The organism is Microbulbifer sp. ALW1 (assembly GCF_009903625.1).
In the GTDB taxonomy this organism is placed as follows: domain Bacteria; phylum Pseudomonadota; class Gammaproteobacteria; order Pseudomonadales; family Cellvibrionaceae; genus Microbulbifer.
Genome location: NZ_CP047569.1, coordinates 3,436,507 through 3,450,923 on the forward strand (window position 1 = coordinate 3,436,507; position 14,417 = coordinate 3,450,923).

At 58.4% G+C, this 14,417-nt stretch carries 10 protein-coding genes; 1 reads left to right on the plus strand and 9 read right to left on the minus strand.

Features of this window, described 5'->3' with window-relative positions; genetic code table 11:
* Positions 1-424 precede the first annotated feature (424 nt).
* From GRX76_RS14305 to GRX76_RS14320, 4 genes are all read right to left on the minus strand, one after another.
* The gene (locus GRX76_RS14305; protein WP_160153933.1) at positions 425-724 is read right to left on the minus strand and encodes an SCP2 sterol-binding domain-containing protein; all 300 of its coding nucleotides are present in this window, start codon (positions 722-724) and stop codon (positions 425-427) included.
* Positions 725-877: 153 nt separating this feature from the next.
* A complete protein-coding gene (locus tag GRX76_RS14310; protein ID WP_160153934.1) occupies positions 878-2,671 on the minus strand; it encodes an acyl-CoA dehydrogenase C-terminal domain-containing protein in 1,794 nt (597 codons plus the stop codon).
* Between the two features lie 386 nt (positions 2,672-3,057).
* A complete protein-coding gene (locus GRX76_RS14315) occupies positions 3,058-4,122 on the minus strand; it encodes an AraC family transcriptional regulator (protein ID WP_160153935.1) in 1,065 nt (354 codons plus the stop codon).
* A gap of 10 nt (positions 4,123-4,132) precedes the next feature.
* A complete protein-coding gene (locus GRX76_RS14320) occupies positions 4,133-4,339 on the minus strand; it encodes a hypothetical protein (RefSeq protein ID WP_160153936.1) in 207 nt (68 codons plus the stop codon).
* Positions 4,340-4,532: 193 nt separating this feature from the next.
* Here GRX76_RS14320 and GRX76_RS19410 point away from each other — a divergent pair, with 193 nt between their 5' ends.
* Positions 4,533-4,658, plus strand: a complete 126-nt coding sequence (locus tag GRX76_RS19410) for a hypothetical protein (protein ID WP_255461813.1) — start codon at positions 4,533-4,535, stop codon at positions 4,656-4,658.
* Positions 4,659-4,745: 87 nt separating this feature from the next.
* On the opposite strand, the gene GRX76_RS14325 is transcribed toward GRX76_RS19410, so the two are convergent.
* The 5 genes from GRX76_RS14325 to smc form a co-directional block, all read right to left on the minus strand.
* Positions 4,746-6,185 (minus strand): aspartate ammonia-lyase, encoded by a 1,440-nt coding sequence (locus GRX76_RS14325; RefSeq protein WP_160153937.1) that lies wholly within the window; start codon positions 6,183-6,185, stop codon positions 4,746-4,748.
* Positions 6,186-6,286: 101 nt separating this feature from the next.
* Complete coding sequence (locus GRX76_RS14330; protein WP_160153938.1) at positions 6,287-6,721, minus strand: hypothetical protein; 435 nt, start codon at positions 6,719-6,721, stop codon at positions 6,287-6,289.
* A 154-nt stretch (positions 6,722-6,875) separates the two neighbouring features.
* Positions 6,876-8,912, minus strand: a complete 2,037-nt coding sequence (gene ligA, locus GRX76_RS14335; protein ID WP_160153939.1) for an NAD-dependent DNA ligase LigA — start codon at positions 8,910-8,912, stop codon at positions 6,876-6,878.
* A gap of 109 nt (positions 8,913-9,021) precedes the next feature.
* Positions 9,022-10,533, minus strand: coding sequence for a cell division protein ZipA (gene zipA, locus GRX76_RS14340; protein ID WP_160153940.1), 1,512 nt, complete (start codon positions 10,531-10,533; stop codon positions 9,022-9,024).
* A gap of 117 nt (positions 10,534-10,650) precedes the next feature.
* Positions 10,651-14,154: a chromosome segregation protein SMC gene (gene smc / locus GRX76_RS14345; protein WP_160153941.1), complete on the minus strand. Its 3,504-nt coding sequence runs from the start codon at positions 14,152-14,154 to the stop codon at positions 10,651-10,653.
* Positions 14,155-14,417: the final 263 nt, after the last annotated feature.

Genomic DNA, 14,417 nt, shown 5'->3' on the forward strand with positions numbered 1-14,417 from the left:
TACGCTTCCAGCGCCAGAAGCACGGATGTACGGGTTAAGCGCGCCAGACAAACCTGAATTCCAGGTAGTACAGCGCTGCACACCAGTCACCTACAAGCAGGCGCTAGCAGCACGCAGGACTAACCCGCGTCACATCTTCATGTCCGTATATAGTTGAAATCCCCTGGCTCAGGCATTGCGGACAGACAATTATTGTAAGTTTTGTTAGTTATCCGATGAATAGTAGCGAATTAGGCAAATAACCCGCCTGAATTTTAGTAGCCGATTCCGATCCGTAGCTCCCAGCCCCGCAGGTCATTGGACCATTGATCCGGTAGCGCTTCTATTCTGCCGGAGGTAATCGGCTTGTCATTTCGAAGCCGTGAATTTTGAAAGCTTAAATTTTGCGAGCGTCAAACTTGGCAAGCTTCGATTTTTGAAAGTTTCAATGGGCGGCAAAGAGGTCCGCCAGCGCCGCTGCCAACTCCCGGTTACCGGTGTAGCGAATATCTCCGAGGAGGAACGCGTGCCTCGCGCTCAATTCGCCATCGATAATGTCGTTCAAGGTTTTGTACGACATCTCCAGTTCCAGGTCAGGCGCCTCAGTGAGCCCCATCGCCTGCACCGCCTCAACGGCCGCTGCGGTGCCGCAAGAAGCGACTGAGCCGCCGGTGCGCGGGCTTACCTGCAGGTAAAAATCGCTGCCATCCGGCAATCGAAACTGTACCCGAGTGGTACTGGGCAAACAAGTTAGCCGCTGCAGCCGATCAAGGATTTGCGCCGGTAATTGCATCGGAGCTCCGCTGTTGCTTAGAGCCGGATTCCACCGCCGTTGGTGGACTCCAGATTCAAAAACACCGCCACTGTTGCCAGTGGCGGTGTCTTGCTGACATCAAGTTCAGAATACGAAGTGTTCCGCATCCAGACTCATGAGGTTGTCGGCGCCGCTCAGCATGGTGCTGGCGTGTGTTGCGGTACGCGGCAGAATGCGGTCGAAGTAGAAACGCGCGGTCGCAATTTTGGCGCGGTAGAAGTCTTCTTCACTGGTACCCGCTGCAAGTTGCTCGTTGGCCACTTTGGCAGCCAGCGCCCACAGGTATGCCTGAACGGCGTAACCGGAATACATCAGGTAATCCACGGAAGCCGCGCCGACTTCGTCGGGGTTTTCCATGGCTTTCACACCGACGTTCATGGTCAGCTCGCCCCACTGCTTGTTGATTTCCTGCAGCTTGCTAACGAAAGGTGCCAGTGCTTCATTGTCCACTTCCGCCTGACAGAACTTGTGCACGGTTTTGGTGAACTTGCGCAGCAGTTCGCCCTGGCTCATCAGTACTTTACGGCCCAGCAGATCCAGCGCCTGAATACCAGTGGTACCTTCGTAGATGGTGGAGATACGGGCGTCGCGCACGTTCTGTTCCATGCCCCACTCGGCGATGTAACCGTGACCACCAAAACACTGCATACCCAGGTTGGCAGATTCATAACCGGTTTCGGTCAGGAATGCCTTGGCAATCGGCGTCAGGAACGCCAGCAGGTCGTCGGCGTCTTTGCGCTCTTCGTCAGAACCTACCTGGGTGCGATCCACTTGCTGTGCACACAGCATCACCAGCATACGGCCGCCCTCGGCAAATGCCTTCTGGGTCAACAGCATACGGCGCACATCCGGGTGCACGATGATCGGGTCGGCCGCGCCTTCCGGATTTTTGGGGCCGCTCAGGGAGCGCATCTGCAGGCGGTCCTTGGCATAGGCCAGGGACTTCTGGAAGCCCGCTTCCGCGTGTGCCACGCCCTGCAGCGCCGTACCCAAACGCGCGGTGTTCATAAAGGTGAACATGCAGTTCAGACCTTTGTTCGGCGGGCCGATCAGGTAACCCTTGGCGCCGTCGAAATTCAGCACAGCGGTGGCGTTGCCATGGATACCCATTTTGTGTTCCAGAGAGCCACAGCTCACACCGTTGCGCTCACCCACGGAGCCATCCGCGGTGGGCAGGAACTTGGGTACGATAAACAGGGAGATGCCCTTGGTGCCCGCAGGGGCATCCGGCAGGCGGGCGAGAACGATATGGACGATATTTTCCGCCATGTCGTGTTCACCGGCGGAAATGAAAATTTTGGTACCGGAGATGGCGTAAGACCCGTCATCATTGGGCTCAGCCTTGGTGCGCAGGATACCCAGGTCGGTACCACAGTGCGGCTCGGTCAGGCACATGGTGCCGGTCCAGCTACCCTCGACCAGCTTGGTCAGGTAGGTGTGTTTTTGCTCGTCAGTACCGTGGGCTTCCAGGGTGTTCATGGCGCCATGGGACAGGCCAGGGTACATGCCCCAGGACCAGTTGGCGGTGCCCACCATCTCACTCAGAATGGTGCCGAGAGACGGCGGCAGACCCTGGCCACCGTGATCCACATTGTGCGCCAGAGACGGCCAGCCAGCTTCCACGAACTGCTGATAGGCTTCCTTGAAGCCTTCCGGAGTGGTGACCTCACCGTCATTCCAGGTACAGCCCTGCTGATCACCGATCTGATTCAGGGGGGCAAGTACGTTCTCACAGAACTTGGCGCCCTCTTCCAGAATAGCGTCCACTACGTCCGGACTGGCATCTTCATAGCCCAGAGTCGCGTAGTGCTGATCCCAACCCAACATTTCGCGCATGGCAAAGCGCATGTCGCGCAGCGGAATTTTGATCTCGCTCATTCTGTGTACCCTCTTTCGCAATTTGTACTTTGTGGATCGGGTTTGTTATGCCCGAGAGTCTCAGCCAGGGGGCAACAGCTGCCACGCAAACCTGTGACTCAACTTTTGGTTTTATTCATATTAGTTCCAATTCCCCAATAGCCACTATGGCGAAAAGTGCCCAAAGCACTAACAAAATCCGGCGGCGCCGGATAGAAATTGGCAACAGAACGAATTCAAAAACGAATATAAGGACAGGGTCACACAAACAGAAAAATGGGACGCTGACTGACTGATGATTCAGTCAAATGGGCATGACCAGTTGGACATAAAAATGCGGTGCGACGCGAGAGGCAATGGGCCCCGCCGCACCAGATACATGTATTTTAATGTATGTTAGGAAGGCGCTAGAGACCAACTGAAGTGGAACGCGGGCTCTTGCGGTATTCACCCGGCGTGACCCCGGTCCACTTTTTAAAAGCGCGGAAAAACGCGCTAGCCTCATCAAACCCTAACATCTCTGCAATCTGCGTATTGGAGAGGTCGGGGCAGCTCAGGTAGTGAAACGCCGCTTCCATCCGGCACTCGTCTTTAAGCTTCTGGTAAGAAGTATTTTCCTGCTGTAATTTTCGGCGCAGGGTTGTCACCGACATATTCAAGCGCTCGGCAACCGCCTCTGCGGCGGGCATGGACTCGCTCACATCCCGGTTCAGAATGGTTTTCACCTTGGTCTTGATGCTGTTGGCATTTCCGTCACTGATTACCAGGTGGTAAGGCGCAGTGCGGATAAAATCTTCCACTGTCTGGGGGCTCTGGACGATCGGGTAATCCAGGTAGCGCCCCTCGTACTCCAGCGCATTGGCCGGTTGATCGAACAGCAACTCTCCGGCCTCACTTTGTGCCAGAGCCGCAAACTCTTCCGGGCAGGGAAACGAAAAATGCAATTTGGCCAGGGGGATTTCCCGCCCAACCAGCCAGCAATAGAAACGATGCCACACCGCCAGGGTGGTGCGAATCACTCCCGGAGTAGTCTCTGCAATAAGCTGTTCGAACTCGCCCGGTGCCAGAGAGCTGATCCCCTGGATCACCACCTTGTCGCGTTCGCCCTGCGGCTGCAGAATCGGCTTGACCCTGAATCCGCGACAGATTTCCATAAACTCTGCGCTGAGGGTGATGGCCTGACGAACCGTTGCGCAGTTGACTACCGTCAAGCACAGCAGGCGAAACGACCCGGAACGCACCCGCCCGCCACTGAGCATGCCGAACCACTCGTCCTGGGATAGCCACATTACCCGCTGGTAGAGTCGCCCGTATTTGACCGCAGAAAACGCCGCAGTATCTTCAAGGTCCTGCTCTGAAATATCCACCGATGCCAGCAGTTCGCCGCGGTCGCAGCCGTGCTGGGCGGCCTCGTCCAGCAAGCGCTGAACATAGGCAATGGGGATGCGGATATCATCGTTGTCGCGGTCCATTACAACTCTTTTACTTATCTTTGCGATTACGCAGCCAATTGATCAATGCACCGAATCCAAATGCAACAGCGACAATCACTGCCAGAAACACCAGCATCAACACCAGATAACTGAGTACATCTGCGACCGGCAGATCCCAGCTCCAGATCGCCGCCGCAATAAAAGCGACGCAGGCAAGCACACTGGTGACGAATGAACGACGGCGTTTTATGGCCATAACTACAACACTTTTGCTAACGAATGGACGGCTGGTCGACGATTTACGGCAACACTACCCTTAATACTATAGAAATCGGTGGGCGCTCACGGTATCCGGCCCAGATGGCGCCGAATCGTGCAGCATAGGCCCACCGCTGTCAACGAACCCACTGTTCAGGAAACAGGCGCGGGGCGTAAGGGAGATGAGTCTTATGGGTGAACGTAAACATATGCTGCGAAGGGAAGACAGGAGCACGTTGCGCAAACTGGCAATGTGGGTGGAGTGCATGATGCTGATTGCGGGCTCGGTCCTGCTGGGCATTCTGTTACTGAGCTAATCCCGCTTCCGCCGCACCGGTGCACGCCCTGCACCTTCACATCCTGCGTTGCCTCACACCCTGTGTTCCCTTACACCCTACGCGCCTTCACTCCTTGCCCTGAATACCGCCGCGGCTCAACTGTGCCGGATCCAGCAGTTGCTCCAGCTCCTGCAGCGAAAGATCGGTCAGCTCGACCGCCACCTCCAGTACCGGCCGGCCACTGGCATAAGCCGTTTTGGCAATTTCTGCGGCCTTGCTGTAACCGATGACCGGATTGAGTGCGGTAACCAGAATCGGATTGCGCCCCAACATTTCGCGCATGCGCGCCTCGTTTACGGTAAATCCGGTGATGGCCTTATCGGCGAGGTTACGTGCCGCGGCTGCCAGAATCTGGATACTTTCCAACAGGCTGAATGCAATCACCGGCAACATGACATTGAGCTGAAAATTACCACTCTGCCCAGCCACGCTAATCGTGGTGTCATTTCCCATCACCTTGGCCGCCACCATGGCAACGGATTCCGCGATTACCGGGTTGACCTTGCCCGGCATGATACTGCTACCGGGCTGTAATGAGGGCAGCGCTATCTCTCCGAACCCCGCCAGGGGTCCGCTGTTCATCCAGCGCAGGTCGTTGGCAATTTTCATCAGCGCCACCGCTAACGTTTTCAACTGCCCGGAAACCTCGACCGCGGTGTCCTGGCTGGCGATCGCCGTAAACAGGTTATCCGCCGGGCGCAGGGAAACCCCGCAGTTATTGCTCAGCTTGCGCGCGAACAGGGATGCAAATTCACCCTCGGCATTGAGCCCCGTGCCTACCGCTGTCCCGCCTTGGGCCAGCTGCGACAGGCGTGGCAAGCAGTCTTCAATACGCTCACTGCAGTGTTCGATCTGCACTGCCCAGGCCAACAATTCCTGCTCCAGGGTAATGGGTACCGCGTCCATCAAGTGGGTGCGCCCGGTCTTGACCACGCCGGATACCGCAGCCGCCTTCTCGCGAATCACCAGAATCAAATGTGCCAGTGCCGGCAGCAACCGGTTCTGTATACCCAATTGGGCGGAAAGGTGGATGGCAGTGGGGATCACATCGTTACTGCTCTGGCACATGTTGACGTGATCGTTGGCACTGATCGCGAGCCCCCCCTGCTCTGCCGCCAGGTGCGCCAGCACCTCGTTCACATTCATATTGGTGCTGGTACCGGAGCCGGTCTGGAATACATCCACCGGAAACTGTGTGCGGTAGTCCTGCCCGGTCAACTGGTCGCAGGCAGCCACAATGGCCTGCGACCGCTCGGCGTCGAGCAGCCCCAGGCAGCGGTTGGTCTCGGCTGCTGCCTTTTTGATCGCAACCACCGCGCGCAAAAAACTTTCAGGCAGGATGTAATTACTTACAGGGAAATTTTCGACCGCACGCTGCGTCTGGGCACCATAGAAAGCGCTAACGGGCACCTGAACTTCACCCAGGCTGTCTTTTTCGGTACGAAAGCTTTCTGCCGGTGAGGGGGGATGGCTATCCGAGGGCGTCCCGGGCGATTTTTCAGGCATAGGCAAATCCTGTCGGTCAACAGACGGGGTGGGGAATTGCTATCAGCGCAAGGGTAACGTGTGCCAGGCGGAATTGGCAGGGGCGCCGTATGAACGGCGATTCAGATACTGACGCGCCCTTCCTGGGTCCACTCGCAGCGTACCTGCATGTCGCCGCAGCCGGGTTCGTGATAGAGACCGGCCGCTTCCCAGTTGAAAGAGTGTGTCCCGGAGAGTTCGGTCTCCAGGTGTACGGTGGCAGACACCCAGTACATGCTGCGCAGCAGCTCTTCGAATTTTTCGATCCAGTGATTCCATTCATATTCCACGGCGCGATAGGAAGCACCGAAATGGATCACATCGGTCTGGTACTGGGATTGCTTCACCTTAATGGTGGGAATGGAGAACATGTCGCGGCACAAAAAGGGCCACTCGTCGGCACTCGGCAGGGCGAGAACAGCTTCGCGATTAACCCGGCGGCGGTCGCTGCCGCCGGTGAGGCTGTTACTGTCTTTGATACAACCGTAAACAATGGATTCCTGATCGCCCTGAATCACTCTGCGCTAACCCCTACGCTAATCCCGCAGCACCATGAGTGCTGTCAGCGGGCCAATTCGAAAATTATTCCGCCAACTGTAACGGCGCGACCGGGAGAATTCTACTGCCAGATGCCGCCAAATTTTCGACCCGATCGCATTTCAGACAGAGCGATTAAATTTCGACACCCTGCTCGCGCAGCATCGCAATTAACCCCTCTTCATCCAGCACCGGCAAATTCAGATCCCGCGCCTTGTTCAATTTTGAACCAGCGCCTGGCCCCGCCACCACCGTATGGGTATTGGCAGAAACACTGCCTGCCACCTTGGCCCCGAGCCGCTGCAGGTAATCCTTGGCCTCGCTGCGCGAGAGTGTCTCCAGCTTACCGGTCAGCACCCAGGTCTGGCCCGCCAGTGGCTGCGAGCCCGCCTCCTGCACCTCTGCATCCCAGTGCACACCGGCCTGTTTGAGCGCCTCAATTTCTTCCAGGTTGTGCGGCTGCTCAAAAAACTCCGCGACATAGTGGGCAACCACCGGACCCACATCGTCCACCTGCTGCAGCGCCTCGACATCTGCTTGCATCAACTGCTCAAGGTCCCCGAAGTGCCGCGCCAGATTGCGCGCAGTGGCCTCCCCCACTTCACGAATTCCAAGGGCATACAGGAACTTGGGCAGGGTGGTGGCTTTGCTTTTCTTGAGCGCATCCAGAAGGTTCTGCGCCGATTTTTCGCCCATCCGCTCCAGCGCCACCAGCGGCGCCAATGACAGGTGATAGAGCCCGGACACGGAATTGAGCAATCCTTCATCCACCAGTTGCTCGACAATCTTGTCGCCAAGCCCGTCGATATCCATGGCCTTGCGGGAGGCAAAATGCTTGATCGCCTGCTTGCGCTGGGCGCTGCAAATCAGCCCGCCACTACAGCGGGCCACCGCCTCACCCGGTGTAGCTTCGACCGGCGAATCACACACCGGGCAGTGGTCGGGAAACACAATTTCCCGCGCATCCGCCGGGCGGCGGCTCTCCACCACTGAAACCACCTGGGGAATCACGTCACCGGCGCGGCGGATGATCACCGTGTCGCCAACCCGCACGCCCAGACGCTCGATTTCATCCCGGTTGTGCAGAGTCGCGTTGGATACGGTCACACCGCCCACAAATACTGGCTGCAATCGCGCGACCGGCGTTACTGCACCGGTGCGCCCCACCTGGAACTCCACATCCAGCAACTGGGTCATTTCTTCCTGAGCGGGAAACTTGTACGCGGTTGCCCAGCGCGGCGCGCGGGCAACAAACCCGAGACGTTTCTGCAGCGGTATGCTGTTGACCTTGAAAACAATGCCGTCAATGTCGTAGGGCAACTGTGCGCGCTTGTCGCCCAGTCTACGGTAGTAATCGATACAGCCTTGAATATCCTCGGCCACGGCCATTTCGCTGTTAATCCGAAAACCCCAGCGGTTTAATTGTTCAAGAATATCCGAGTGGCGCTCGGGCAGGTCACCCCCCTCCACCAGCCCCACACTATAGGTACAGAGCTCCAGCGGACGCTGTGCGGTAATGCGGGAATCCAGCTGCCGCAGACTCCCGGCTGCGGCATTGCGCGGGTTTACAAATCCCTTTTCTCCCGCCGCGCGCGCTTTTTCGTTCAGAGCCGCAAAGCCCGCCTTGGGCATATAAATTTCGCCGCGCACTTCCAGCACTGCTGGCACGTCGTCCGCCAGCAGCTTCAATGGCACCGAATAAATGGTGCGCACATTCTGCGTGATATCTTCACCCACGGTGCCGTCACCGCGGGTGGCCGCCCGCTCCAGTACACCGTTGCGGTACAACAGGCTGACCGCGATACCATCGAGCTTGGGCTCACAGGCGTATTCCACCGGTGCCTGGTTGTTCAGGCGGTCGCGGATACGGCGGTCGAAATCCTCGATTTCCTCATCGTTAAAGGCATTGTCCAGCGACAGCATCGGCATTTCATGACGTATCTGGGTAAACGCCGCCAGGGGCTCCGCGCCGACCCGCTGCGTGGGGGAGTCACCGCTGATAAGTTGCGGGAACTCCTGCTCCAGCGCCTGCAGCTCACGCAGACAGCGGTCATATTCAGCGTCTGGCAGTTCCGGCGCATCCAGAACGTAATACTGGTAATTCGCACGGTTGAGAATATCGTGCAGTTCCAGAGCACGCTTGTGTGTTTCCGGGGGAAGTGTATTTGTCATTTTTTATCCGCAAAAATGGGGAATTCTTGCCACAGGAAAGGAGGTCATGCTCTACGAAAGCATGAATCTAGGAGCCTGAGCGCAGGCTCCTACGATGGTTCCGGGGATTTCAGGCCTGGGCTTTGGCCAACGCTTTTCGGCGCTGGAATTCCATAACCCGCTGGCGATAGTGCTCCGCTGTCTGCGCGGTAAACACGCTGCGGTTTTCATCCTTGAGCTCGCCACCCAACTGCTCGGAGACCGTCCGCGCGGTGGTTAGCAGGGTATCGAAAGCCTTGAGCGCCTCCACTTCCGCCGGCAGCGCCAGGAACAGGCTGACGCCCGGCGTGGTGAAATCTTCCATGTCTGACATGTCAAAGGTGCCCGGCACGACGATATTCGCCAAGCTGAACAGCACCGGGCCTTCTCCAGCCTCGCCGCAGTGGTAGTGAAAGATGTTCATGTCACCAAAGCGCAGTCCACTGGAAAGCAGTACCCGCAAAAGATCATTGCCCTCAAAGTAATCGCCCTTGGGGGCCATGATATTCAGGATCAACACTTCTTCCACCGGGCGTTCGCTGCGCGCGTCACTGCCGCGCTTGCCGTTGCGACCGCTGTTGCGACCCTTGGCTGGCGCATCCTGTGGTGTCCGGGAGTCCTGTGCCGGGCCTTTCTTCAGCTCGGGGAACTTCAGTTCCGGCAATTTGATCTCGGCACTGGCCCAACCGGGTTTCAGCGCGCGCGCTTTTTCTGCCGCTGCAGCGACCACGCCAGCTTTCCCACCGGCTTCGTCCGCCGCCTCCCGCCACTGCTCACTGTCGTCCTGCGCGGACACTCGTTGCAGCGACTCCAGGCTAACGGACTCATCGAGGGAAGGCTCGCGCCGGTCCGCCAGTATGGGCTCATCGGCGAGACCAGCCATTGGGTCAGGGTTGCGTGTTTCCGCAGACGCGGTCGCTACCGCAGACGCTTCCGCTGGTGGCCATTCATCGGCAGGCTCTACTTCGGTGTCCGCGACCGAATCCATCAGCATCGGCACCTGCTCTTCCAGGTTGAGGGAAACCTGTTCCGGCACAGAAGCCTGAGCCGGTTTCACCGGAGCCGCTTTGCCCACTGGGGCATCAACCGGGTCCGTGTCCCTGCGTTCTGGCTTGCTGCCGGCCAGCGGCTTGCGGGAAGAGTGGAAATTCTGCTGTACCTGGCGGTTTACCTGGCTGGCATCCTCGGGTTTGCGGCGCTGTACCACGCGCACGGTACCCGGCAATTCCGCGGCGATCTGACGGCGCTTTTCGGCCTCTTCCGGATCGATCAGCTCGAGTTCGCTATCTGTCAGCAACGATGGCTTTTTTTCGACGGTGAAGGATGCACTCGCTTGAGGGGCCGCGGTACTTTCATGGCCGACAGTAGAAACGGCAGCAGCTGGCTGCTGTGGCTTTCTCACGGCCTGCTCCGGCGGCTCTATGGAGCGCGGCCTCGAGAGAATACCGTCATCGTAATCGTCACCCATATCCCGACGCATGGAACGAGACAGGTTGCGGGACACTTTCATCGTGTCCCGGTGCTTGAGATAGGCACGGCGTGCGCCATCCAGCACCACTGCAAACAGCACCAGTGCCAGCAAATTGATCAGCCAATTGTCCATGTGTGCTCCCCTCTCCCTACGCCCACATCCATTGAACCCGTGCACTCACATTCCGCGGGTTGTATATCACCGGGATCTTCCGATCAACACAACTCGGTGCGCTTTTCACAACACTCATCACGCAGACGCCAGCTCCGCAGCCTCTTCCACGTCCACCGATACCAGGCGCGACACCCCCGGCTCGTGCATGGTTACCCCGAGCAACTGATCGGCCATCTCCATGGCAATCTTGTTGTGGGTAATGTAAATAAACTGCACATGCGCCGACATCTCTTTCACCATGCGCGCGTAACGCCCGACGTTGGCGTCATCCAGAGGTGCATCTACCTCATCCAGCATACAGAAGGGCGCCGGATTCAGGCGGAAGATGGAAAATACCAGCGCAATCGCGGTCAGTGCCTTTTCCCCACCGGACAGCAGGTGAATGGTACTGTTTCGCTTGCCCGGTGGACGCGCCATGATCGCGATGCCGGTATCCAGCAGATCATCGCCGGTCAATTCCAGATACGCGTGACCACCACCGAAGACTTTCGGGAACAGTTCCTGCAGCCCGCTGTTGACCTGATCAAAGGTCTCCTTGAAGCGGGTGCGGGTTTCCTTATCAATGCGACGAATGGCGTTTTCCAGCGTTTCCAGCGCATCGGTCAAGTCACCGTGCTGGCGATCCAGGTAATGCTTGCGCTCGGACTCCTGCTTGTATTCGTCGATGGCCGCCAGGTTGATGGGGCCAAGGCGAGAGATACGCGCCGCCACCAGCTCGATGTCCTGCTGTACTGCTTCGATGGTCAACTCTTCCGGGAGTTCCTCCAGCAGGGTATCCACATCGTGGTCGGACTCGTGCAACTGTTCAACCAGGCCACCGCGCTGGGTTTCCAGGGTCTGGGCCACCAGGCGCTGCTGCTCCAGCTGGGCACGCACGCCCTGGAGTGCAGACTCGGCTTTCTGGCGCTCCTGCTCCTGATTGCGCAGGCCACTTTCCACTTCCTCGAGCTTCTTGCGCGCTTCGGAAAGTTCGTTTTCTACTTCAATCCGCTGGCCCAGCTTCTCTTCCAGGTCACCCTGGTAATCCTGGGATGGGTCCTGAGCCTCTTCCATTTGCAGTAGCAGCTGTTCGCGGCGTTCGGACAGACGCTCCACCTGCTCCCGCAATACCTGCAGAGTGCGCTCAAGCGAGACCTTCTGGGTGCGCACAGACTGCTCGCGCATGGCCAGTTCGTGGGCGCGGTCTTTGTCTTCGCGGGCGCGCTGGCGGGCGGCGTCGAGGGTTTCCCGCAACTCTTCGCGACGCGCCAACAGGGATTCACGGCGATCGGTATCGTCGCTCATGGCCTCCAGGGCCTCTTGCAGCACTATACGCGCTTCGGAAATGGACTCCGCTTCCGCGTCTTTCTGCTCCCGTACTTCGGCGATTTCCTGCTCGATACGGTTGCGGCGCTCGTCCATCTGTTCCTGACGGGCGCGCTGGGCAGAAAGCTGACTGCGCAAATCACCAGTGCGGCGGTTTAACTGCTCTGCATTGTTGCGTGCCTGCTCAATCCCGGATTCCAGTTCGCTGGCGCGGATACGCAGTTGTTCGCGCTGCTCGCTCAGTTCCTCGATACGTGCTTCACACACCGCCAGGGATTGCTCAAGGTCTTCCAGCTCCTGTTTGCGCGCCAGAACCCCGGACTCGGCATCGGTGCCACGGCTGACCCGCAGCCAGTTGGGGCCCAACCAGAGGCCATCGCGGGTCACTATGGACTCGCCGCCCTTTAATTGACTGCGCAGCGCCAGCGCACTGGTGAGATCTTGCGCGGTGTAGATACCGTCAATCAGGCCAATCAGGGACGCCGGCCCCTGCACCACATCCGCCAGTTTCGGCAGACTGCCAGCAGCGGCCGCCGCTACACTCTGGCCATCCACGAACACGGCCTGGCCACCCTTGAGGCTTGCCAGGGATTCGCTCAATGACTCAAGCTGATCGATGCATACCGCCTGCAGCTGGGCACCGAGCACGGTCTCCACCGCAGATTCCCAGCCTGGCTGGGCACTGATCTGCTCCGCCAGACGCGGGCGATCCTGTAAATTCTGCTGTTCCAGCCAGCTGGCAACGGACTTGCCCTGCCCCATGGCCGCCTGCTGCAACGCTTCCAGAGAGGCCTGGCGGCCGCGGCTGGTTTGCAGCTGCAGACGCTCTTTATCCAGGTCCGAGGCAATTTCGCTTTCGCGACGGCGCAACTCTGACTGCTGTTCCGTCTGCTCGGAAATAGACTCGCGCAGCTCCGCCAGCTGCATTTCCAGCTCGGCCAATTCTTCGTTTTGCTGCTCCAGCTCGCTGTCGTCACCATTACAGGCAAGACTCTCGCGCTCACTCTGCAGTTTACTGATACGGTCTTGCAGGCGCTGGGTAGAGGTTTCCAGGTGCTGGATCCGAGACTGCTCCACTTCCGCCTTCTGGCGAGAACCGGAGGCCCCCTGGTTGAACTGGTCCCACTCGTTCTGCCATTCGCGCATCAGGTCTTCGGCGGTCAACAGGCTCTGGGCAGACTCTTCTTCCGCCGCCTGCACCATTTCCAGATCCGGTACGATCACTTCCAGCTCGGCATCGAACTCCACCGCCTTTTCCTGGTCGGCCGCCAGCAGCGACTGGGACTCGCTGTACTCCTGCTCGGTGCGAGAAAGGTCCGTCTGCAATTGGGCGTTCCGCTCACGGGCGTGGGAAATGCTCTGCTCCAGGCGCGCAATATCAGCGCCTACCGAGTAGAAGCGCCCCTGCACTTCGTTGAAAGCGTCGGACAGGTCGTGATAGGCCACGCGCCGTTCTTCAATGCCGGTATCGCAGCTCACCTGGCGAGTCACCAGCTCTTCTACGGTCAGCTCCAGCTCGCCAATTTGCTGCTGCTTCGCTTTGGCCTGATCGTCAAGATCGCGGTATTTGAGCGCCTGCAGGTGCGCCTTATGAGTGCGTTCCTCTTCCTTGAAACGGCTGTACTTTTCCGCCGCCGCCGACTGTCGCTCCAGACGCGACAATTGGCGATCCAGCTCGTCGCGAATATCGGTGAGGCGCTCCAGGTTCTCATGGGTCCGGCGCATGCGGTTTTCGGTATCCCGGCGGCGCTCTTTGTATTTGGAGATACCCGCCGCTTCTTCAATAAAGACCCGCAGCTCTTCGGGCTTGGCCTCAATCAGCTTGGAAATCATGCCCTGCTCGATGATGGCGTAGCTGCGCGGGCCGAGACCGGTTCCGAGGAACAGATCGGTCACATCCCGACGGCGACACTTCTCACCATTCAGGTAATAAATATTCTGCCCGTCGCGGGTCACTTTGCGCTTGATGGAGATTTCACTGAATGCAGCGTATTCGCCCGTGAGCTTGCCGGCGGAGTTATCGAACACCAGCTCAATGGAAGCCTGACCCACCGGTTTACGGCCACTGGAACCATTGAAAATAACGTCGGTCATGGAGTCGCCGCGCAGATTCTTGGCCGACGACTCACCCATCACCCAGCGCACGGCGTCAATGGTATTCGACTTACCACAACCGTTAGGGCCGACCACGGCGCTGAGGTTGGAGGGGAAGTAGACGGTGGTCGGGTCCACAAAGGACTTGAACCCGGCCAGCTTGATGCACTTCAAACGCATGGTCTTGAAACTCGGTAATACCCGGCGCCCGTACAGCCAACATTCACGGCCGCCGAACGCTCTTCGTTGTAGTCATTAGGATTAGATCGCGACAAAACTGTACTGACGCTAGTACGGACTCTGCCAGCCACCCGGGGCGAACTGGCCAAAAGACCGCCAAATCGCCGTTTTATCTTTGCAAACCGCCGATTGTACATGGCTGCGGGCGCGGTTTCAGCGCTATTTTTGACCGGGCAGGACCATTCGCAGGACCATTCAAGGGC

Bases quoted from the DNA above. Each gene is read 5' to 3' on its own strand.
- ligA (WP_160153939.1), bottom strand. From the start codon at position 8,912: ATGACAAATACACTTCCCCCGGAAACACACAAGCGTGCTCTGGAACTG.
- GRX76_RS14325 (WP_160153937.1), bottom strand. From the start codon at position 6,185: ATGCCTGAAAAATCGCCCGGGACGCCCTCGGATAGCCATCCCCCCTCA.
- GRX76_RS14315 (WP_160153935.1), bottom strand. From the start codon at position 4,122: ATGGACCGCGACAACGATGATATCCGCATCCCCATTGCCTATGTTCAG.
- smc (WP_160153941.1), bottom strand. From the start codon at position 14,154: ATGCGTTTGAAGTGCATCAAGCTGGCCGGGTTCAAGTCCTTTGTGGAC.
- GRX76_RS14310 (WP_160153934.1), bottom strand. From the start codon at position 2,671: ATGAGCGAGATCAAAATTCCGCTGCGCGACATGCGCTTTGCCATGCGC.
- zipA (WP_160153940.1), bottom strand. From the start codon at position 10,533: ATGGACAATTGGCTGATCAATTTGCTGGCACTGGTGCTGTTTGCAGTG.
- GRX76_RS14320 (WP_160153936.1), bottom strand. From the start codon at position 4,339: ATGGCCATAAAACGCCGTCGTTCATTCGTCACCAGTGTGCTTGCCTGC.
- GRX76_RS19410 (WP_255461813.1), top strand. From the start codon at position 4,533: ATGGGTGAACGTAAACATATGCTGCGAAGGGAAGACAGGAGCACGTTG.